The sequence below is a fragment of the Marinomonas sp. FW-1 genome (assembly GCF_005222245.1).
In the GTDB taxonomy this organism is placed as follows: Bacteria; Pseudomonadota; Gammaproteobacteria; order Pseudomonadales; family Marinomonadaceae; genus Marinomonas; species Marinomonas alcarazii.
The window spans coordinates 2,541,851-2,564,843 of the sequence record NZ_CP025987.1 but is presented as its reverse complement, the minus strand read 5'-3'; the positions used below and the strand labels follow the sequence as shown (position 1 = coordinate 2,564,843).

Sequence of the window (22,993 nt, the reverse complement as noted above, 5' to 3'; positions counted from 1 at the left end):
CTAATGTGTTTAAAAATGCGTAGAGACGCACAGTAGAAAGTAAGAGTTTGAGCATATTTAACATAAGCAGACAGTGTCTACTTATTAAGAATGACCCATCGAGGTGGCGAGTATGAAAAAGCAAGATTCCAATACACAAGGCAAAAAAATGTCAGGTAAATATTCGGCTGGTAATAAAACGCAGGCGCGTAAGCCGCTGATCACTGCTTTGGAGCCTCGACTCTTGTTAGATGGTGCGGCAGTCGCTACCGCGGTGGATGTGATTAGTGATGCTCAGCTTCATCATGATGCGTCTCAAACAGATAGCCATCAAAATACTGACAAATCCATAGTTGTTGCTCCGACAGAAGTACGAGCAGTAGATCCTGCGCAAAATAATGGGCGAAAAGAAGTTGTCTTTATTGAGAGCAATGTGGCCGATTATCAAAGCTTAATGGATGGGACAAAAGCCGGGGTAGAAATTGTTCTGCTTGACTCGACTCAAGATGGTTTATCGCAGATGGCGGAGTGGGCCAAAACACACAGCGGTTATGATGCCATTCATCTTATCAGTCACGGTTCGGAAGCCAGTGTTAATCTTGGTGCTTTGAGTTTAGATAGTTCTGCCATTCGTTCTCGTTCTGCGGATTTAGCCCAACTGGGCGCGGCGTTGAATGAAGATGGCGATTTGCTGCTTTATGGTTGTGACGTCGCCAGTGGTGAAGGGCAAGATTTTATTACGACATTAGCGCAAGCGACACAAGCGGATGTGGCGGCGTCAGATGACCTCACTGGCGCGACCAGCCTCGGTGGTAACTGGGTGCTTGAGAAAAGCACAGGCCAGATTGATGTTTCCACCTTGCAGGATGTGAATTATCAAGGCACGTTAGCGAATGTTACTTTTGGATTTGAGTCAGGCGTTTCGGGTGTTGGAAGCAAGACAGTAACGCAAGACAAGGGTGGTGAAACCCTTACAGTGACAGCGAATCAAAACATTTTTGATAGCTCGTATACAGGGAACCATTTGGATGGAAGCACATCAATAGCAACCTATGTTGGTAGTCCATTTCCAAATCAGCTTGACTTTTCTATTACAGGTAAAATATTTGATTTTAGCTCTATAAGAATAGCTAACTGGGGATCGAATTCAGATGGTTTAGTTCTTACTTTTACGGCATCAAATGGCACTGATTTCCAACAGACTATTCCTTACGGGGCAGATGTTTATTCGGTTGATCTTAGTAATAATAGTAGTTTTCAAGGTATTTCAAGCGTCACCATCACGACAACAGATCCAGAAGGAATAGCAATCGATTTTGACTCGGTTGTGTTAAGCAATATTGCCTCAGCTAGTGACAACACGCCCCCTAATGCCCCATCAACACCGGATTTGTCTTCGGCATCCGATACAGGTACATCCAGTACGGATAATGTTACCAGTAAAACCACACCGACTGTCACGGGGACAGCAGAAGCAAATTCTACAGTAAAGCTTTACGATACAGACGGAACCACTCTGCTTGGTTCAACAACGGCCAATGGTTCAGGTAACTGGAGTATCACCAGTTCAACACTGTCTGAAGGAAGTCACACGTTAACTGCAACAGCAACGGATGCTTCAAATAACGTGAGTTCGGCTTCGTCAGGGCTCACTATTACTATTGATACAACGGCACCGACCACAACGATTGCCTCGGCAGCGCTTTCGGCTGATACCGGAACAAGCGGAGACTTTATTACCAATACAGCCCAACAGACAATCAGTGGAACCTTATCCGCTGATTTGGCGTCTGGTGAGAGCGTTTATGTTTCCCTTGATAATGGTGCTAACTGGACGGTAGCAACGGCTTCGATAGGATCGAATACTTGGTCTTTAACAGGACAGGCGCTAACTGGGTCAAACACCTTGAAGGTGAAAGTCAGCGATACGGCGGGAAATGACGGAACTGTATACAGTCAAGCTTATGTGCTGGATACGACGGCACCGACCACAACGATTGCCACAGCAGAGTTTTCGGCTGATACCGGAACAAGCGGAGACTTTATTACTAATACAGCCCAACAGACAATCAGTGGAACCTTATCCGCTAATTTGGCGTCTGGTGAGAGCGTTTATGTTTCCCTAGATAATGGCGCTAACTGGGCGGTAGCGACAGCTTCGGTAGTATCGAATACTTGGTCTTTAGCAGGACAGACGCTAGCAGGGTCAAACACCTTAAAAGTGAAAGTCAGCGATACAGCGGGCAACGACGGAACCGTGTACAGTCAAGCTTACATATTAGATACCCAATCCCCTGATGCGCCCAGTGCAGCCGATCTAAGTGCTGGCTCAGACACGGGCAGCTCTAATACGGACAACATCACCTCTGATACCACGCCCACTGTGACAGGTAGCGCTGAAGCAGGTAGCACGGTGACACTTTATGACACCGACGGTATCACTGTCTTGGGTTCGACCACGGCGGATGGTTCAGGCAATTGGAGTATTACCAGCACAACACTCAGCGCTGGTGAACACACCCTAACAACTAAAACCATCGATGCAGCCGGCAATGTGAGTATTGCATCCGGTGGCTTAACGTTGACTGTTGATACCACCGCGCCGACGCTGACCAGCTCTTCGCCAGCTGATGATGCGACCAATATCGCACCAAGCAGTGATATTAGCTTAACCTTCAGCGAAGACATTTACTCAGGTAGTGGATTGATCACCCTGATCAATACCTCCACCGGTACCACAGTCGAGACGTTTAATATCGCTACCTCTAACCAGATCAGCATGGCAGGCAGCGTATTAACGCTGTCACCGACCCATGATCTTGCCGAGGCGACAGGTTATGCGATTCAAATAAGCAATGCAGCACTGACTGACAAGGCGGGTAATGCCGTAGCAGGTATCATTGATAACACCACATTAAACTTTACCACGGGTGTTACTGACAGCCGAGCACCGACATTCTTAGCGGTACAACGCACAAATGACAATGTCATTACCGACACCACAGCGAGCTTTACCTTGCGCTTCGATGAAGCTGTTAATGCCAATACGGCGGACTTCATCCTCAGCACCAGTGGCAGTGTCGTCGGCACCATTAGCTCGATCAGTGGTAGTGGCACCAACACGCTTACGATCAACGTATCAGGCATTGCTGGGGTAGGGACCATCGGCGTCAACCTTGCTACCAATCAGGGGCTACAAGATCTTGCTGGCAACGTACTACCTAGCACAGAGCCTGCGGTCAGCGAGTTATATAGCGTCGATACACAAGCGCCGACCTTAGTGTCGATCAATCGCTTAGACGCGGCGACGACCTCAGCAGACAGCGTGCGTTTTGTCGCAATCTTCAGCGAACCCATGGCAGGGTTAAGTGTGAGCGATCTTGAGCTGACTGGCAGCGCTGCCACAGGCGCGAGCATTGTGAGCGTGACCGGCACAGATAACGGTTTTGTGATTACTGTGGATAGTGTAGCGACAAATGGCACCCTTGGTGTACAGCTGGCAAGCAGTGCCTCAGTCACAGATGCTGTAGGTAATGCCTTGGCGACGACCACCACTAGCGCTGTAAATGAGCAGTACACCATTGATCAAATGGCACCGACCGCGACCGCCATTATACGTACCAATCCGGAGCTAAGCAGCGCTGATACCGTGACCTTTGATGTCACCTTTAGCGAAGCAGTGTCTAATGTCAGCGCCGATGACTTTACCATCAGTGGTGATGTGACAGGAACCATCACCAATGTGACTGGCTCAGGAGCGGCTTATACCGTTACGGTGGCAAATATTTCGGGTGATGGCGCGCTTGGCCTTGATTTTACTGCTTCTCAAAATATCGTTGATAAAGCGGGTAATAGCTTTGCTGGCAGCGAGCCAAGCACCGATGAAAGCTACACTATCGATAATACCTTACCGACTGTGGCTAGCATTAGTCGTGGGATGGTCAATCAGATCGCGGCCGGCAGCAGTACCGATGTGGTCTTTACGGTCGTGTTTAGCGAAACCGTGTCGGGTGTGGCAGCAAGTGACTTCACGGTAACAGGAAATGCCATCAACACTGGCGTAAGCAGTGTGTCCAGTACTGATGGTAAGGTCTTTAAAGTGACTGTGGCAGGAGTGAATGGCTCCATCGGTCAGACCGTTGGCTTGAATTTCACTGGTTCGGCAACCGATGCGGTGAGCCAAGCCTCTAGTGCACAATTTACCTCTGGCGACAGCTACACCATCGCTGGCACCTTGCTTAACGAAGGGGCGCTGACCCAAGCGCAGCTAGATGCGATCGTGGATCTTAACCGTGAAGGTAGCTTGCTAGCGCAATCCGTTGAGAATGCCACGCAAGTGATTATTGTGGATTCACGTGTACCGGGCTTAGTGGAACACGCGAAAACGGCTAACCCAGAGGTGGATATCTGGTTGCTAGACGGCTCCCGCTCGGCGGTTGGGCAAATCAGCGAGATCCTCGCGAACTACAGTAACTTGGACGCCTTGCATATCCTTTCCCATGGTGGAGTAGGGGAAATCTACCTTGGCGCGGAAACTGTTTCTGCTGATGCCATTAACCAAAACAGCGCTACCTTTGCAGCGTGGGGCAATGCCCTAAGCGACAGCGGCGATATCCTACTTTACGGCTGTAACGTCGCACAAGGGGACACCGGCGTCGCCTTTATCAACCAACTTGCCCAAGTGACAGGCGCGGACATCGCCGCCTCTGATGACCTAACTGGTTCTGCTGAATTAGGTGGGGATTGGGTGCTGGAGAAGTCTACTGGTGAGCAAGATATTGCATCCATTAAGGTCATAGAGTTTAGCTCAACATTAAGTACAAATTTGACATTTGATGGTTTCAGTAAAATAGGAGGAACTTTCCAACCTTCTGTAACAGGAACCTATGGCGCTTGGACCTTTACCATTTACGATACATTTAATGATACGAACGGTTTTGGCTCAGTACCTGAGCTGGTGCCAATATCCGATAGTTCCGCAATCACAGGTACCTCTGCTTATTTGAAGGGTACAGGGACTGGTGATGCTGGCGAGACAAGATATGTGGATATGGAGTTATCCAGCGGTGAGGCCTTTACTCCTAGTAGCATTAAACTAAAGGTAAATAACCATCCTGAAGTGCCCATGATGGCTGTGACCCTGACGGCTTTTGATGATTCAGGGAATCAGCTAGGCACATATACCTCAAGCTTGCTTGCAAATGGAGAACAGTGGAATGTTAATTTCTCCGATGGCAACTTTCCAGCTTTCAGTGGGATAGATAAATTACGCATTTCCATTCCGACCAATTATGTTGCTATTGATGACTTTAATTATTCGATTGTTTCAGGTAATACGGCTCCAACGATCTCTGGTGCGCCAGCCTCTATCACTACAACAGAAGACACGGCATCGAATATTGATCTTTCTGAGGTGGCTTTCGCTGATGGCGATAATGATCCATTAACCGTGACCTTGTCGGTGAATAACGGGACGTTTTCTACACCAGCGGATGGATCTAGTGTTGGGTCCGGTGTCACTGAGACATTGGTAAATAGCACGACAATTACCTTAGTGGGTTCGGCAGCAGATATTAATACCTACCTAGATACAGCTTCGAATATCCAATACACCGGTGCGGCTAACGCGTCTGGTACCAATGTAGCAACGCTCACTATTAGTGCTAGTGACGGCACGGCGAACCTTGCTTCTGATCCGACTGTTAGTATCAATATAACCAACGTGAATGATGCGCCTACGGTCGCCAGTGTACCTGCAACAATCACAGTAACAGAAGACACGGCTTCTAATGTGGATCTTTCGAGCGTGGTATTTGCGGATGTTGACGGTGACGATCTAACGGTGACATTGTCTATCGACAACGGTAGTTTCTCGTCACCTGCCGATGGTAGCAGCTTTGGTAGTGGTGTTACCGAAACCTTGGTGAATAGTAAAACTATTACTCTTTTTGGGTCAGCGACGGACATCAACACTTACTTGAATACGGCTGCCAACATTCAATACACAGGTGCAACCAATGCCAGTGGTAACAGTGCGGCAACGCTGACCATCAGTGCTAGCGACGCAAATTCGGCAACACTCTCTAGTAACCCGACCGTTAGTATTGATATTACCAGCGTGAATGACACGCCAACCATTTCTGGCGTTTCTGCTAATCAAGCTGTAAATGATACGGCAACGGTTACGCCATTTAGCAGTGTAGTATTAGCCGATGTGGACAGTGCCAATCTTTCGGTAACTGTAGCCCTGGATACCGCGGCGAAAGGAGCCTTTACTGCTGCTTCTTTAACAGCGTCTGGTTTTACCGATAATAACAATGGCACATACTCGTTAGCCTCTACCTCTATTGCCTCGGCTCAGGCGGCTTTACGACAGTTGGTATTTAGCCCAGCGGATAATCGTGTTGCTCCTGGTTCAACCGAGACAACGACTTTTACGGTAACAGTAAACGATGGTACGACTAATACAAGTAATACCACGACGACAGTCGTAAGCACGTCTATCAATGATGCACCTACAGATATAAGCCTGTCGGATGCGTCGTTTAGCCATTCCGAAGGCTCTAGTGATGTGGTGGTCGGCAGCTTCTCGGCAATGGATGCAGACACAGGGGAAAGCTTTACTTACACCTTAGTGTCTGGAACAGGCGATACCGATAATGGCAAGTTCAATATTGATGGCGCCAATCTGCGTGTGACGGACCGTGCGAATGTGCCAGCTGGTACTTACAGCGTTCGTGTGCAGGTGAACGATGGCGATGCCACCTACGAAAAAGCCTTTACGATTACGGTAACTGACGATCAAGCTCCGACCATTTCTAGTGTTGTGCCAACAGACAACAGTACGGGCGTGTCGGTGGCGGATTCGATTGAGATGACCTTCGATGAAGAAGTATCACTGGGTAACGCTGGTTCCATTACACTCTACGACATCACAGGTAATGGCGCTAACTCATTGACCATCGATGTAGCAAACCATAACGGTCAATTGAGTATTGTTGGCAACAAACTAACGATTAGTCCTACCGATAACTTAATCGCGACAAATCAATACGCGATTCAACTTTCTTTAGGAGCTTTGCAAGATAGTTCAAACAACGAGTTGGCGGCGATAACGGATACGACGAGTTTTAATTTCACCACGGGCAGCGTCGATACGGTGCCGCCAACGGTGGCACTGGCGGATATATCTGGGCCGATTACAGCAGGTTCGGGCTCTGTTGCGATTCACTTTAGTGAGCAAGTAACAGGCGTCGACCTGAGTGATTTCTCTCTTACCAAAGACGGTATTGCTTACAGCCTAAATGGCGCTCAGTTGTCAGGTAGTGGTAGTGAGTATTCTATCGATTTATCGGGGGTTACGAATTCAGCGGGCAACTATGTATTGACGCTCAATACTGCAGACATCATGGATACGTCTGGCAATGCCTTGCTTGCGGAAGCGAGTACGAGCTTTGTGGTTGATGTGGCAGCGCCAACCAGTGTTGCGATTGTCCGCGCAGGGGATGAAATCATAAGTGGCGACTCAGCCACGTTTACCGTGGTATTTAGTGAGGCGGTGCAGGGGGTCGATGTATCAGATTTTAGTCTATCGGGCACGGCAACAGGCGGTACGATTGATTCGATTACCCGACTCTCTGATTCGGTCTACTCTATTACCATTTCTGGGATCACGACTGACGGAACGTTAGGAGTGGATCTTAATAGCACTGGTACAAGTATTTCTGACCTTGCGGGTAATGCCATCTCTGGCGGCAAAGAAGGGCAACAAATCACCCGAGATACCTCGGCGCCAAGCGTGGTGGCTATTAATCGCGATAGTGCTGAGTTGACCACTGGTGGAAGTAGTACTTTCACAGTGAGCTTTGATGAGGCAGTCACCGGTATCGATGTCAGTGACTTTAGTTTATCTGGCAGTGCCACAGGCACGATCGCCTCAGTGACAGGCTCTGGTGCCACCTATCAAGTGACCGTCAATAACCTTTCAGGTAATGGCTCGTTACGTTTAGATCTGAATGCCATAGGTACCAACATTACCGATAGCGCGGGTAACGCAATCGCTTCAGGCTTTATAGAAGGCGACAGTCTAACGCTTGATAATGTAGCGCCTACTGTCGCCTCAGCCCAGAGCTTTGCTTTAGACGAAGGCATGGCATCAGGCACTGTGATCGGTCAAGTGAAAGCAAGCGATGCCAATGGTATTGATCAGTTCGCGATTCAGTCAGGTAATGAAAGTGGTTACTTCAATATCGACGATGATGGCGTATTGACATTAACCAGCGCTGGCGCGGCGGCGTTAGACTATGAAAAGGTGACAGCGTATACCCTTTATATCGTAGCGACCGATGCAGCAGGGCATGAGTCCTCAGCCATGGCGATTTCGATCGCCGTTCAAGACATAAACGATAATACGCCACAGTTTACCTCAGCTGCGACGGCCACATTAGCCGAAAACAGTGGCGCAAACGCAAGCGTTTACACCGCCCAAGCGACGGATGCTGATGCGAGTGCAGCGTTTAATAGCGTCACCTATGCCCTAAAAGCCGTAGGGGACTACAATGCATTTACCATTGACTCCGTGACGGGTGAGGTCGTGCTCAAGGCCGACGCAGACTACGAAACCAAAGCCTCTTACAGCTTTACGGTCATTGCCTCAGACGGGCAGCGCAGCGCAGAAAAAAACGTAGCGTTATCAATTGCAGACCTTAATGACAACGCCCCTGTGTTGACCTCGGGCGCGACAAGCTCTGTGGACGAAAACGCTGCCACGTCGACGGTGATTTACACCGCCAAAGCCACTGATGCGGATGGCACAGCGGTCAACAACACCTTGAGCTACAGCTTATCGGGCGCCGATGCCGATAAGCTGAATATCGATGCCGTCACAGGAGAAGTGACGCTAAAAGCCAGCGCGGACTACGAAACTCAATCCAGCTACAGCTTCAATGTAATCGCCAGTGATAATCAAGCGGGTACTGAGGATGCGACTCAAGCCGTGACCGTGAGCGTCAACGACTTAAACGACAACGCACCTGTCTTCACTTCTGGCTTAACAGGCTCAGTGAATGAAAACGCTGCCACGTCGACGGTGATTTACACCGCCAAAGCTACCGATGCGGATGGCACAGCGGCCAACAACACCTTGCGCTACAGCCTCTCGGGCACCGATGCCGATAAGCTGAATATCGATGCAGTAACAGGAAAAGTGACGCTAAAAGCCAGCGCGGATTACGAAACCCAATCCAGCTACAGCTTTAATGTAATCGCCAGTGATAATCAAGCGGGTACTGAGGATGCGACTCAAGCCGTGACCGTGAGCGTGGTGGATATCAACGAAGCGCCTGTTGCCAATAATGACAGCGCGAGTGCCACGGAAGCTGGCGGTGTGAATAACACCACAGCGGGCAGCTCTGCCACAGGCAATGTCCTAAGCAATGATACCGATATCGACGGCATCGATAGCAAAACCGTAATCGCCGTCAGCAATGGCACCACAACAGGTACGGTTGGACAAGCGCTTGTAGGCAGCTACGGCTCGTTAACCCTCAACGCAGATGGTTCTTACACCTACGAGATCGATAACGATATTGCGACGGTACAAGCCTTGCCAGCAGGTGCATCGCTGACGGAATCATTCAGTTACACCATGGCCGACCAAGGATCACTTACGGCCCAAGCGACGTTAACCATCACCGTCAACGGTGCCAACGATGCGCCTGTGGTCAACACCAGCTTGGACAATGCACAAGGCACTATCGGACGCAGCTTAGCGCCGATTACCTTGCCGGCCAATCTGTTTAGCGATGTGGATCAAGGTCAGACTGCCACGCTCACCTGGAGCGTCAGTAACTTGCCGCAAGGGCTAAGCTACGACAGCAGCACACGCGTTATTTCAGGTACGCCAGTAACTGGCGCAGGGCTTAATACCATCCTAGTGACCGCCACCGACAGTGCGGGCAGCTCGGTAAGCACTAGCTTTTTGCTGGAGCTGTACAGTGCGCCAGTAGATACATCACTGAACACACCGCCACTAAGCATGCCACCTACGCGTCCTGCGGCACCGACCACAGGCTTTGAGGCTCCTGAGCCAACCTTAACGATCGGCGCCTTACCACAAGGCACCGTGAGTGATGGCGAAGCGCAAAATCGTGGATTTATTGCTGAGCTGACCGCACCAAGTGCGACAGTACCGGCACCAAGTATGTCTGCGCCGCCAGCACCACCTGCGCCGCCAGCACTTGAAAGCGCTGCCATCAGCCGCGTATCAGTCAATGTCGATCAAACCGGGCAAGTACAATTCAGTCAGCAGCAGATCAGCAATGATGCCTCGCTCGCCGTAGCATCGCTCACGCCAGACGCCCAAGGGGTCAACATCACCTTGGCGGATGACATCGGCGCGACTAACTACTCTGCGACCTTAGCTGATGGCACTGCATTACCGGACTGGGTGACCGTCGATGCCGCGACTGGCGAGATCTCCATCAATCCACCAGCGGGCGAGACACGCGTCAATTTGCGCATTAGTGCTCAAGGCCTTGATGGCAGTACGCGAGTGCTGGAATTGGATCTAGACTTGTCGGAAGCCATTAACGCGCCGCAAACGCCAGCGAACGTAAATCCTGATAACCCAGCGCAAGCTTACTTAATGCTGGACCAGCAATTGGAGATGGCAACCCAAGAGTTAGAGGGGTATGGTAGCGATTTGATGAAGTTACTGGTGTCTTAAAACATGTCGGATCAGGCCATTGCTCAGCTATTGCAGATCGAGCAACAAGTACGTCAATGCGAAACCAAAACCGAGCTAGCCTATGTCATGGTCAACCTGACACGCTCGCTGGTGGCCTACGAGCAAGCTGCCCTGCTATTAGGCGGCGAGCTCGACACGCTCAAAGTATTTGCCTTGAGCGATGTCGCCTTAGTAGATCGCACCACACCCTTTTGTGCCTGGCTAGAAACCGTCGCCCAGCATGAGTCCAGCACTGATACCGAATCCGCCAGCGCTGTGCGCACCCTAGATCCGCACGGCTGGCCAGAGGCATTGCAAACGGACCAAGCCGAGTTTTCCGCACCGCACATATTATGGTTGCCGATTGGCATCCCTGCCAAAGTCAACCAACGCTTAGGCGTAATGTGTCTTGCCAAAGCTACGCCTTGGACAGAGCGCGAAATCGGCCTGCTGAAGCATTTAGCCGCCACCTATGGTCACGCACTGCAGTTGTTTAGCCAGCCGTCTCCTTGGCACAACACCTGGGACAAGCTGCGTACGCGCAAGGTCGCCACAGCTATACTCGTCAGTGTGGTCATACTAGGATTTGTCCCGGTCAATCTGACGGTACTGGCCCCTGGCAGCATCATCGCCAAGGATGCCGTCTCAGTGACCGCGCCACTACAAGGTGCGGTACAAAAGGTCATGGTCAAACCAGGCGATGCGATTGCCCAAGGCGACTTATTGGTACAAATGGATGCCACCGAATTCCAAGGGCAATTCGACGTAGCCCAGCGCGAGCTAGAGCGCGCTCAAGCGGCCCTGCGCACCACCGAGCAAGCGGGTTACGTGGATCGTCGTAAAAAGTCCGACCTGCTTGAGCTTGAATCACAAGTCGCGCTCAACACCATCGAGCGAGACTTTTATCAAAAGCGCCTCGTGCAAACTCAGCTGCTGGCCAGTACCAGCGGTATCGCCGTGTTTGATGGGCCGGATCAATGGCAAGGGCGCCCTGTAGTCGTCGGCGAGCGAGTGCTGTCGATCGCCGATCCCAAGCGCATCCAACTAGAAGTACGCGTGCCCGCCAAAGACGCGATTTCATTAAATCGCGGTGATGAGGTGACCTTTTATATGGATACCGACCCACTGAACCCGATCGAGTTTAAAGTGTTGTATTCTTCCTTTGAGCCCAACCAAACCCCCGAGCAAATCATCGCCTACCGTGTGGTGGCCGATCCGGCGGATGACAGCGAGACATTCAGCGCGCCGCGTATAGGGTTGCGCGGCACTGCCAAGCTCTACGGCGAAGAAGTTTCTTTGGCGTATTATCTATTGCGTCGCCCGATTACCTTTTTGCGCCAGCGCTTAGGGTTCTAAATGCCATCCGACGCTGCCACCCCCTTACCGCGCCTGCGGCAAAATCTAAGACTGTTGCCCGCCTCGCCGGATGAAGAAGGCGAGCCAAGATGGCAGCTGTTTGATGCCCTGTCGAATAAGTTTTACTTCCTCTCGCGTACGGCCTTGTACTTATTTCGTGAGTGGCGCCACGCCGAGGATCAAGTAGCGCTACTGGGGCGAGTAGCAGAGCGCGGCCTAGAGGTGAGTCAGCAAGAGCTCGACTACTTTATACGCTTCTTACAGCAAAACCATTTGCTTGAAGTATCGGATTGCAAGAGCGTCGCCGAGTTCAGTGCACAGCAAGCCCAGCGTAAAACGCATGTGCTGATGTGGCTACTGCATAATTATCTATTTATCAAAATCCCACTGCTGCGCCCAGATCTCGTCCTGACACGACTCTACCAGCGCTGTTATAAAGTCTTAAACTTCCCAATGCCGTGGTTAGCCGGCGGTATCGGCGCGCTAGGCCTAGTCATGGTGTTGCGCCAATGGGAAACCTTTACCCACACACTGCAAAACTTCTTTAGCCTGTCGGCGATTGTGTATTACGCCGCCGCATTAGTATTAGTCAAAACCGCCCACGAGCTAGGACATGCGTTAGTCGCCAAGCGTTATGGTTGTCGCGTCAGCTCCATGGGTGTGGCCTTTTTACTGATGACACCGATCCTCTATACCGACACCACCGATGCTTGGCGCTTGCGCTCCCGCTATCAAAGGCTGGATATCGTCACCGCTGGCGTCAGAGTCGAAATCTACATTGCCTGTTTTGCCACCTTTTTATGGGCGATCGTGCCCTCAGGCAGCTTGCGCGATGTGATGTTTTTCGTGGCGACCACTAGTTGGATATCATCACTGCTGATTAATATCAGTCCTTTTATGCGTTTTGATGGCTATTATGCTTTGTCTGATTTTCTCGGAATGGAGAATTTACAACCACGCTCTTTTTTAGTTGGAAAGTGGTTCTTGCGGGAAAAACTATTTGGATTTGGTTTTGCGCCGCCAGAACCTTTAAATCGAAAAAAATGCCTTTTGATGGTTTCCTATGCTTGGGGGACTTGGGTGTATCGCTTTTTCCTTTTCATTGGCATCGCTGTATTGGTGTATTACTTTGCCTTTAAGTTATTGGGAATTGTGTTGTTTTTAGTGGAGATTTTGTGGTTTTTAGTATTTCCCATTATCAAAGAAATTGGTGTTTGGCTTACATTGAGAAAATTCATGACGATAAATAAAGCCAGTATTGTGACCTTAAGTGCTGTTTTACTTATGTTTGCGGCTTTGCTTGTACCTTGGCAAAATCAAATAAGCGCCCCTGCGGTGATTACCTTTGAGCGTCATCAAACCTTTTATCCCAGTGAGCCATCAAGGGTGGTGACTTGGCAAGTTGCAGTAGATAAAAAGGTTAAACAAGGTGAATTGCTAATGTTATTAGAGTCTGCTGAGGTTGAACAAGAGATTCGTTTGACTCAGGTGAAGCTTGAAGCGTTGCAAACTCAATGGCAACGAGCCAGTTCCGGGGCATCATCAAGTAGTACAAAACTTACCTTGCAAACACAAATATCACGGGAGCAGTCCCAATTACAGTCCTTGTTAGAGCGCCGTGAGCGTTTGGTCTTTCAGGCTCCTTTTGATGGTTATATCGGTGAAACGCTATCGCTTAAAAAAGATGACTATGTAAATGAAAAAATGCCGTTAGCGACCTTGTACGATGTCCAGAGTGGTATCGTAAAAGCTTATATTAGCGGTCGTTCTGTGAGTCGTTTAAAAATAGGCAGTGAGGCGAGATTTATTGGTAATGATGGTACGAAACTAGACACCAAACTGGTTGTAAATAACGTACTTCCCACTGCAATTACTCACCTTAATTATCCTGGTTTATCTTCTGTGTATGATGGCCCCATTGCCGCACAGAAAATGCAGGATCAAATTATCCCTGATACGTCTATCTATGAAGTCCTTTTATCTTTTAAGGATACATCGTCCATTTCCCGCCAAGTGTATGGTCGAGTGGATTTATCCGTTGAACCGACAAGTTTCTTAGTAGAGGGTGGACGTTATCTTTATGGTGTTTTTATTAGAGAGTCTGGGTTTTAGCTTATGAGTACAAGCATCACTGATTGGGGTGAAGAGCAGGTTGATGCCATAGTAAAAGATTTGGCGTATTTATCTTTACCCAAGAATTTTTAGCGAGTCACGTATATTATCGTTATAGAAGCGATATCGTATATTAGGCATATGAAGTGACTTAGAATGCTTGTAATAAGTTGATGTTATCATCACTTTAATAGTTGCTGGTTGATAGGAATGTCTATGCATAACAGTGAGAAAGAAAAAATAGAGCTTGAACATCAGGCTGCTAAGCTTTTCATGCGTTGTTATGAGCGTAATACGGGTAAGCCTATTCGCCATATTTGGCACAATGATCCGATCCGTCCTGATGTCTCTTGTATGCTGGAGGGCGAGCGATTGGATTTAGAAATTGCCCATCTTTATGGTTCTGAAGAGGAGGCTATGGCGATTCTGGGGCGGGATTTAACCGATAAAACTCGTGCAACTTTGCAGGTCCTGGAAAATGAGCCAGCAGATGAACGTTTGTTGCGTTCGCTTAATAAGATTTTAGAAAGCAAGTCGAATAAAAAGTACGACTCAAAACGCGTTTGGTTGGTGATTCGCAATACTCACCCAGCTTGGAAGCAAGCGGATATTAAAGCCCTTGAGCATCTGATTACGATACCTGAACCCCACGCCTTTGAAAAAGTATGGATCTTAGGTGATATGGAAGGCAAGACGGGCATCGTTAGACTGTACCCCTAACGAGGTTTTTTGTCTTTTGTTGGCTTTTTGCTTTGTTCCAAATGCTTCTTGTGAGCTTGGTATTTTTTAAGTGCAAATAACCCCATGACCAGTGCTGCAGAAAAGAAAATAATGGCAAAAGCACCCAGTGCGATGGTCGCTTGAGTTTGCATAATCGTAGATCCTGTAAAAAGAATGGTGCAAAATTATATAAAAAAGCGGCTCTAATGTGAGCCGCTGTGTATTTTGGTCGAATAGATGCGGTTTAGCTAGCGTTGATGAACGCATTTACCCGCGGAATAGGTTGCTTGGATCGCTCTATCATCACCAATCGTCATGAAGACGAACAAACTTTCTTCGATGCCTTTTGATAGGGCAAGACGGGATTCCAATAAAGGCGTGCCTTTCTTGTCTAGGATGACGAAATCCGCTTCGCTTCCAACAGCCAAATTACCGATTTTATCTTCAAGACGTAATGCTTTGGCACCACCTAATGTAGCCAGATAAAGGGACTTAATTGGGTTAAGGTTTTCGTTTTGCAATTGAATCACCTTGTAGGCTTCGTTCATGGTTTGCAGCATGGAGAAGCTAGTACCGCCACCCACGTCAGTTCCCATACCAACATTGACCTTGTGTTCTTCTGCTTTATTGAGTTTGAATAAGCCGCTACCAATAAATAGGTTTGAGGTTGGGCAGAAAGAGATCGCCGAGCCGGTTTCATGCAGGCGATGGTATTCGCTGTCACATAGGTGAATACCATGGGCAAATACCGAACGTTCGCTTAATAGCTGATGTTGGTCATACACGTCTAAATAGTTTTTACTGTTCGGGAACAAGTCTTTTACCCAAGCGCATTCGTCCACGTTTTCGGATAAATGGGTGTGTAAATAAACATCGTCATATTCATTTAATAGCTTGCCAGCTAATTGCAATTGTTCATCTGAACTTGTTGGAGCGAAACGAGGTGTGATGGCGTAATGCAAGCGGCCTTTGTTATGCCATTTCTCAATTAACTCTTTGCTTTCTTGGTAGCTGCTTTCGGGCGTGTCGGTCAAGTAATCCGGTGCATTGCGATCCATCATTACCTTGCCGCAGATCATGCGCAAGTTTTGTGGCTCACAGGCTTCAAAGAAGGCGTCTACTGATGTTTTATGGACAGTACCAAAGACCAATGCAGTGGTGGTGCCGTTGCGGAGCAATTCCTTTAGGAAGCGGTCTGCGACATTTCGTGCATGGGCTTTGTCTCCAAATTTGCTTTCTTCTGGGAACGTATAGGTGTTTAGCCAAGTCAGTAACTGTTCGCCGTAAGAGCCGATCATATCCGTTTGTGGATAATGAATGTGAGTATCAATAAAGCCTGGTGTGATGATGGCATCTGGATGGTGTTCAATGATGGTGTTTTCTGGAAGTGTGGCAAGTAAATCTGCTGCGTTCCCTAGCGCATGAATTTTATCGTCTTGAATGACTAATAAGCCATCTTCAAAGTATTCGTAAGCGGCATCGACACCCATGTCTTTAGGGTCAGCGATGCAGTGAACAATGGCGGAGCGCCACGCTTTCAAATGGCTCATATATCTCTCTTAAGTGTTTACTAAATGATTTAAATTATAAAGGTTGACCGAATGGTTATACTTTAGCAGGTCTCTTTTGTACTTTCATCAAACCTTAGGGTTTGATTTAAGCAACCGACTAATGAGTAATCGACCTAGTACTGTAAGAGTAACGCCAAGTGTATTGGCATAGAAATCCATCCATTCAGCATAACGATTCACGTAAGGTTGAATCAGTTCAATCGCACCACCTGAACATAGGACAACGACAGACAATAAAAGAAAACGCTTAATGGGGCCAAACGCACATAACAGTGCCCAGCCTCCAAAGCCGATTATATGGTGGAGTTTGTCTGTGCCGGGGGCGGTAGGGAGCTGATCGATAGGTGTTAGGGTGGCAAAGCCAATAATCAGTGCGCCAATAACAAAACCGACAGCTTGCGCTGTCGGTGAGGTGAGCTTTTGGATCATCGCAGGATGCGCGCTCGAATGTTTTTACCTTTGATTTTTTTGTTCTCGAATTCTTTTACAACGGTTTTTGCGACATCATTGTCTACCGATACATAAGCGTGAAAATCAAAAATATCAATTTTTCCTACTTGAGATTTATCTAAGCCAATTCCAGCGGTTAACGCGCCAAGAATGTCGCCTGGGCGAAGTTTGTTTTTACGACCAGCATCAAAAGAGATGGTGGTTTTTTGTGGGATCAGTCGATAGTGCGGATCGATAGCGTCAAGCTCGATGAAGTTCGCTGTGGTATTAAAGCGAGTTTCAATGTCGCGTACTTTGTAATCGTCTTTAGAGGTGACTAGGTTAACCGCAATACCGGCAGCCCCTGCACGACCTGTTCGACCAATTCTATGAGTATGTACGTCTGTGTCTCGGGTGGTGTCATAGTTCACCACAAGGTCGATTTCTTTCACATCAATACCGCGAGCCGCTACGTCAGTAGCCACTAATACGCAGCTACTTTGGTTGCTGAAGCGAACGAGTACTTGATCGCGCTGTCTTTGCTCAAGGTCTCCGTGAATAGCTTGAGCGGCTACTTTATGATCTGCTAACCAATCCGCGACCACTTGTGATTCCGCTTTGGTATTACAAAATACGATTGCTTGGCGCGGTTCGAAATGCTGCAAGGCCGCCAACAAGGTGGTGCACTTATCCGCGTTTTCGCTGCGGACAAAAAATTGTTCGATATTCGGTTTTAGGTCTTCTTGCGCTTCAACTTTGATCTCAATTGGGGACTTTTGAAATTCGCCACTAATCGCTTCAATACCATCGCCGTATGTTGCAGAGAATAAAAGGGTTTGGCGATTGCTTGGAGTTAACTCAACCACTTCACGAATGCTGTCTACGAATCCCATGTCTAGCATGCGGTCGGCTTCATCTAAAACCAATGTGTTAAGCGCATTTAACTTAAGTGTGCCTTTGCGAAGGTGCTCCATCAAGCGACCAGGCGTACCAACGACGATATGAGCGCCATGCTCCAATGAGCCGATTTGTGGTCCAAAAGGCATGCCGCCGCATAGGCTTAATACTTTTATGTTGTCTTGATAGCGTGCCACTTTTCGGATTTCTTTTGACACTTGATCAGCCAGCTCGCGAGTTGGGCACATGACTAGTGCTTGTACACCAAAAAAGCGAGGGTTGATTTTTAGTAACAGGCCAATGGCAAATGCCAGGGTTTTACCGCTGCCAGTTTGTGCCTGAGCGAGAATGTCTTTCCCTTCAATAATGGGAGGTAAGCTCTGCTCTTGAATAGGAGTAAAGGTCGTGAACCCCATATCCGAAAGTAGGCTGTTAAGCTTAGTGGGAAGTGTCTTGGTAAGAGCGTGTTGAAATTGGGTCACAAAAGGCCTGTATATTAGAAAAATAATAAGCAAATAATATCAGAAAATACGGCTAAATACTTTGCTTCGCTAATTATTAGGTGTTGGTGCTATTATTTATAGGTAAAGTTAACCGTCACAAAGTTGATATTATATTAAAGGGCATTTCATTTACGGGCTACTAGCGAGTCAATAATGGCTGATTCAAGGGAAAAAGTGAAAAATAAAAATCTGCATTATATTGTTTTTATTAGTGTTTTCATATCCGGCATGCTCGTAAGTGTTGCGCCTTGGGAAGTGAACCCTTTATGGGTCTTTGGCTTGTTGGCTCTCGGCTCATCTTTGTACACTAAGAAACTATTATCTACTTATTACGCTGCTTTGGATTATGCCAAGAAGCGGATTGAAATAGACGAGTTAACGGGCTTGCTAAGCCGTTATCAGGTGCAACAAAAGCTCACTGAGCTAATCGCTTTTTGTCAGCAAGAAGATAAAAAGTTGGCCGTGATGATTTTGGATTTAGACCACTTTAAGACAATCAATGATGCGTTTGGTCACGAACTAGGTGATAAGTTGTTGGTTAAGGTGTCAGAGCGGTTAACGTCTATTTTACCTGAAAATACAGTGGTTGGTTATTTGGGGGGAGATACTTTTTTGGTCTTGTTGGTACAAAACGATGATAAAGACGTCTCCCAACTTAGTGGGTTATCTAAAGATATTATTCACAAGATAAGTCAAAGCTACTTTGTCGAAGGGTTAACGCTCGACATAGGCTGTTCTATTGGTATGGCTCTTTATCCTGAGTTTGGTTTAGATGCCGTTACATTGATAAAAAATGCCGATATGGCTGTGTATCGAGCGAAGAATTCCGGCAGAGCGACACATCACTTTTATGACTCTGAAATGGGGCGGAGATTTGCTCGTAATGTGCGAATAGAAACACGATTACGCCAAGGCTTACAGCAAGAAAGTCTAGAGCTTCATTTTCAGCCTAAAGTGGATTTGGTTACTAAGTCTTGCGTTGGTATGGAGGCCTTGTTGCGCTGGAAGGATGAAGAACTTGGGGTGGTTTCTCCTGCCGAATTTATTCCTATTGCGGAACAAAGTGGCATCATTTTACCTTTGGGGGATTGGGTATTTGAACAAGCGTTTCGTCACATTCTTGAGTGGCAAAAGCAAGGAATTAATGTCCCACCCATTGCGATTAACTGCTCGGCTGCACAGTTAAAACGAGTCGATTTTTTGCCTAAATTATTAGCCTTGTTAGATCGGTATAAAGTCGACCCTGCGCTGCTTGAGATTGAAGTGACAGAGTCGATTTTAATTGAAGACCCAGAAGGTTGTGCGGAACTGCTACGACAAGTCAGTCGTCTTGGTATAACCTTAGCGTTAGATGATTTTGGTACGGGCTATTCTAGTTTAAGCTATTTGAAAAACCTTCCATTTGATTCCGTCAAAATAGATCAGGTATTTATTCGTGACATCATGAATGATGAAAGTAATGCCGCGTTAACAAATGGGATTATCCGCTTAAGCCATAGTTTAGGTTTGAAAGTTATTGCTGAGGGGATTACTAACGTTGAGCAATTGGCGTTGCTGCGAGAGTATGGTTGCGACATTGGGCAAGGCTATTTGTTCAGTAAAGCCTTAGGTCCCCAAAACATGGGGAGTGATCCTATTTTGCTCGCATTGAATGAATAGGGCTGCTAATCAGCCCATTCATCTATAACAAACCGTGACGTAACGGTCTAGAGTGATCCGTTACGGGCGATTTTATTCTTTATGGCTTCCCAAAATTGATTTAGGTTGGGGTTTTGATTGAACCTAGATCGATACATGCGTATTTCTAGAGGGATATTCCAATTCTCTTCACCTGCCAAAGCCACCTTGCCATAGTTCAATGTATCTAGCATGAGGCGTTTGGGGATCCAGCCAACACCGTAACCTTCTTTCACCATGGCTTTAATGCTGACGGAGTGATAATTTTCCGACAGTGTTTGTAGCTGCGGGATTTCTCGCTGGCGTTGTAAGTGATGATGAATCACTGGCTGCAAGAATGAGTTTTCATAATAGCCAATGTAGGGCAAAGGTTTGCGTTTTGCTCCTGGTAGAGTGAACTTGGGTTCGCCGTTGGTATCGGTCGCACTGCATGGAATGAGCGTTTCTTGAGCGATAACAATATGCTCATATTGTTCATCATCAAGGGCTCTAATAAAGTTAATAGCAGGGTGCCAGTAACACAACATGATATCGCATTGCTGATCCATCAAAGAGTTGACAAAATCGATGCCAAGCCAAGAGCTGGATTTCATATTAATGTCGAGCTCCATATCGATTTGCTCGCAAAAAGGTTCTATTGCTTCTTTATAAAAGCTAAGGAACAGGGTTTGCGTCGTTACAAAGCGTATCTGTGACTCTTCTTGCTTACGAATTTCTTGGCAACGTTCTTTTGTGTCTCTTAATTGTCTTGTTATGAGTTCTGCACTCTGCAGAAATACTTCCCCAGCAGGGGTTAATGACAACGGCAAAGTGTTACGGTCGATCAGCGTTACGCGCATCTCTTCTTCAAGTAATTTTATGCGTCGACTGAACGTAGGTTGGGTGACGTTTTGTTCATCTGCTGCACGCGAAAAATGACGTGTTTTCGCAAGAGCGATAAAGTCTTCAAGCCATCTTATTTCCATGGAGCCTCCCGACGATCAGAAGACATAAAATGCAGTGCAATTAGGAGTGTCATAGTCGACCCTCCTCAATGGCGTGGCAAGCAACGCTGCTGCCATCGCTTTGCAATGTCATGCTAGGAGAAGACTCATAGCAACGTTGATTTGCATATGGACAGCGTGCCTGAAAAACACACCCTATAGGCTTCTCTGTTGGTGTTGGTACTTCACCAATGAGTCTAATCGGTTGGGCTGTGTTACTGTCTAGTCGAGGTATGGCAGATAGTAACGCTTGTGTATAAGGGTGCTTTGGTGAGCTAAATAGAGTGCTCGTTGGAGATAGCTCACAAATTCTGCCTAGGTACATAACAGCGACGCGAGTTGCAAAATGCTCAACAACCGCTAAATCATGAGTGATAAACAGATAGCTGAGGTTGCGCTCTTCTTGTTTATCCATCATCAGATTGAGAACCTGGGCTTGCACGGAAACATCCAGTGCTGAAAGTGGCTCATCCGCGACAATAAAGTCGGGCTCAACTGATAGAGCGCGAGCCAGACTGATTCGCTGACGTTGTCCGCCAGAAAACTCATGAGGATAGCGATCGGAACTGGAAGCCGAAATACCTACGGACTCTAAAAGCTCATCGATTTTTTCATCCACACTCGATTGCGACAATTGCGGATTATGAAATGAAATTGGCTCGCTGAGTGTCTGATACACCGTCATTCTAGGGTTGAGTGATGCATACGGGTTTTGAAACACCATTTGCATACGGCGTCTAAAAAACATGCGTTGACGGTTGTTTAGTTGATCGATGCGCTGATCTAGATAATGAATCTCACCGGCACTAGGCGGCGCTAGTCCCATAATGACGCGTGCCAGTGTTGATTTGCCACAGCCTGTTTCACCAACCACGCATAAGGTTTCGCCTTGATTTATGGTTAGGTTAACTCCGTTGAGTGCGTGAACGCTGTCTTTGTGTCTGGCTAATTTTCCTTGGCGAAGGCGCCACTGTCCGAGCCAGCTTTCATTGGTTGAAAAGGCTTTTTCTAGGCCGCTGATTTGAATAAGAGGCGTTGCCATTACAAGACCTCCTTATCTGTATCAGCGAATTCATTTAGCATGTCTTCTATCATAAAACACGCCACGCTGGACACACCGCTGTAAATGAACTGTGGCTGCTCTTGTTTGCATTTTTGAGTAGCGTAAGGGCAGCGAGGATGAAATGCACAGCCCGTAGGGCGTTCTGCCAGCGATGGCATGCTGCCTTGTATTTGATTGAGTCGTTGGCCAGGAATGGTCATCTGAGGAAGTGCATTCAACAAGCCTTGGGTATAAGGGTGTTGTGGGTCATTAATTATTTCCAGAGTAGGCCCTTCTTCCACAATGTGGCCAGCGTACATAACTAAGGTACGCTCAGCCACTTTTGAAACCACACCAAGGTCATGGCTAATCAAAATGAGCGCGACACCATTGTCTCGGCAAATGCTCAAAAGTAACTGCAATATTTCGGCTTGAATGGTGACATCCAAAGCCGTGGTTGGTTCGTCAGCAATGATGATATCTGGGTTCAGTAATAAAACAGCCGCAATGATAACCCTTTGTCTCATGCCACCTGATAATTCATGAGGGTATTGATCAAAGCGTTTTTCAGGGGATGAAATTTGCACATTATGAAGTTTTTCGATGGCAATATTACGGGCGTCTTTATAAGAAATGTTAGTGTGGCTGCGAATGGTTTCAACTAATTGGTTGCCAATAGTGAGCACTGGATTTAACGTCATCATAGGATCTTGAAAGATCATTGCGATGCGCTTGCCGCGAATTTCTTGTAACTGACGCAAATTCATTGTCGTTAGTTCTTTGTTTTCTAGTTTGATCGAGCCCGACTCTATATATCCAGGCTTGCTAATCAAATTAACGATAGAGAATTCTAGGATCGACTTGCCCGCGCCTGATTCCCCGACGATGGCGATTCTTTCACCTCTATTAAGTGTGAAGCTGACGTCAATAAGGGCAGCGAGTTCGCGCTTTTTCATATGAAAATTGACGTTTAAATGGCTAACGCTGAGTAAATTCAT

General features: G+C 47.5%; 12 protein-coding genes. 5 read left to right on the top strand and 7 right to left on the bottom strand.

The window, feature by feature from the left end; genetic code table 11:
- Positions 1–112 precede the first annotated feature (112 nt).
- The 4 genes from C1X04_RS11925 (at position 113) to C1X04_RS11910 (ending at position 14,893) form a co-directional block, all read left to right on the top strand.
- A complete protein-coding gene (locus C1X04_RS11925) occupies positions 113–10,705 on the top strand; it encodes a DUF4347 domain-containing protein (RefSeq protein WP_137170039.1) in 10,593 nt (3,530 codons plus the stop codon).
- Positions 10,706–10,708: 3 nt separating this feature from the next.
- Positions 10,709–12,061 (top strand): efflux RND transporter periplasmic adaptor subunit, encoded by a 1,353-nt coding sequence (locus tag C1X04_RS11920; protein ID WP_137170038.1) that lies wholly within the window; start codon positions 10,709–10,711, stop codon positions 12,059–12,061.
- Entirely contained in the window at positions 12,062–14,173 is a 2,112-nt protein-coding gene (locus C1X04_RS11915; RefSeq protein WP_137170037.1) for a site-2 protease family protein, read from the top strand.
- Positions 14,174–14,389: 216 nt separating this feature from the next.
- Complete coding sequence (locus tag C1X04_RS11910; RefSeq protein ID WP_175404937.1) at positions 14,390–14,893, top strand: hypothetical protein; 504 nt, start codon at positions 14,390–14,392, stop codon at positions 14,891–14,893.
- Here C1X04_RS11910 and C1X04_RS18490 read toward each other — a convergent pair.
- From C1X04_RS18490 to dbpA, 4 genes are all read right to left on the bottom strand, one after another.
- Complete coding sequence (locus tag C1X04_RS18490; RefSeq protein ID WP_175404936.1) at positions 14,890–15,045, bottom strand: hypothetical protein; 156 nt, start codon at positions 15,043–15,045, stop codon at positions 14,890–14,892. The two genes, C1X04_RS11910 and C1X04_RS18490, sit on opposite strands and share 4 nt — an antisense overlap.
- Positions 15,046–15,141: 96 nt before the next feature.
- A complete protein-coding gene (gene guaD, locus C1X04_RS11905) occupies positions 15,142–16,443 on the bottom strand; it encodes a guanine deaminase (RefSeq protein ID WP_137170036.1) in 1,302 nt (433 codons plus the stop codon).
- A gap of 87 nt (positions 16,444–16,530) precedes the next feature.
- A complete protein-coding gene (locus C1X04_RS11900; protein WP_137170035.1) occupies positions 16,531–16,893 on the bottom strand; it encodes a hypothetical protein in 363 nt (120 codons plus the stop codon).
- On the bottom strand, positions 16,890–18,272 hold the full coding sequence (gene dbpA, locus C1X04_RS11895) for an ATP-dependent RNA helicase DbpA (protein ID WP_137170034.1): 1,383 nt from the start codon (positions 18,270–18,272) through the stop codon (positions 16,890–16,892). The genes C1X04_RS11900 and dbpA overlap by 4 nt, the downstream gene beginning before the upstream one ends.
- Positions 18,273–18,467: 195 nt before the next feature.
- On the opposite strand from dbpA, the gene C1X04_RS11890 reads away from it, so the two are divergent.
- A complete protein-coding gene (locus tag C1X04_RS11890) occupies positions 18,468–19,952 on the top strand; it encodes a bifunctional diguanylate cyclase/phosphodiesterase (RefSeq protein ID WP_175404935.1) in 1,485 nt (494 codons plus the stop codon).
- A 47-nt stretch (positions 19,953–19,999) separates the two neighbouring features.
- Here the strand turns inward: C1X04_RS11890 and C1X04_RS11885 are convergent, their stop codons facing one another.
- The 3 genes from C1X04_RS11885 to C1X04_RS11875 are packed head-to-tail and all read right to left on the bottom strand — an operon-like array spanning position 20,000 to position 22,993.
- Positions 20,000–20,935: a LysR family transcriptional regulator gene (locus C1X04_RS11885; RefSeq protein WP_137170032.1), complete on the bottom strand. Its 936-nt coding sequence runs from the start codon at positions 20,933–20,935 to the stop codon at positions 20,000–20,002.
- Between the two features lie 49 nt (positions 20,936–20,984).
- Complete coding sequence (locus C1X04_RS11880) at positions 20,985–21,995, bottom strand: ABC transporter ATP-binding protein (RefSeq protein WP_137170031.1); 1,011 nt, start codon at positions 21,993–21,995, stop codon at positions 20,985–20,987.
- The gene (locus C1X04_RS11875) at positions 21,995–22,993 is read right to left on the bottom strand and encodes an ABC transporter ATP-binding protein (RefSeq protein ID WP_137170030.1); all 999 of its coding nucleotides are present in this window, start codon (positions 22,991–22,993) and stop codon (positions 21,995–21,997) included. Before C1X04_RS11875 ends, C1X04_RS11880 begins: the two co-directional genes overlap by 1 nt.

Bases quoted from the DNA above. Each gene is read 5' to 3' on its own strand.
- C1X04_RS11925 (WP_137170039.1), top strand. From the start codon at position 113: ATGAAAAAGCAAGATTCCAATACACAAGGCAAAAAAATGTCAGGTAAA.
- C1X04_RS11920 (WP_137170038.1), top strand. From the start codon at position 10,709: ATGTCGGATCAGGCCATTGCTCAGCTATTGCAGATCGAGCAACAAGTA.
- C1X04_RS11915 (WP_137170037.1), top strand. From the start codon at position 12,062: ATGCCATCCGACGCTGCCACCCCCTTACCGCGCCTGCGGCAAAATCTA.
- C1X04_RS11910 (WP_175404937.1), top strand. From the start codon at position 14,390: ATGCATAACAGTGAGAAAGAAAAAATAGAGCTTGAACATCAGGCTGCT.
- C1X04_RS18490 (WP_175404936.1), bottom strand. From the start codon at position 15,045: ATGCAAACTCAAGCGACCATCGCACTGGGTGCTTTTGCCATTATTTTC.
- guaD (WP_137170036.1), bottom strand. From the start codon at position 16,443: ATGAGCCATTTGAAAGCGTGGCGCTCCGCCATTGTTCACTGCATCGCT.
- C1X04_RS11900 (WP_137170035.1), bottom strand. From the start codon at position 16,893: ATGATCCAAAAGCTCACCTCACCGACAGCGCAAGCTGTCGGTTTTGTT.
- C1X04_RS11885 (WP_137170032.1), bottom strand. From the start codon at position 20,935: ATGGAAATAAGATGGCTTGAAGACTTTATCGCTCTTGCGAAAACACGT.
- C1X04_RS11880 (WP_137170031.1), bottom strand. From the start codon at position 21,995: ATGGCAACGCCTCTTATTCAAATCAGCGGCCTAGAAAAAGCCTTTTCA.
- C1X04_RS11875 (WP_137170030.1), bottom strand. From the start codon at position 22,993: ATGAATTTACTCAGCGTTAGCCATTTAAACGTCAATTTTCATATGAAA.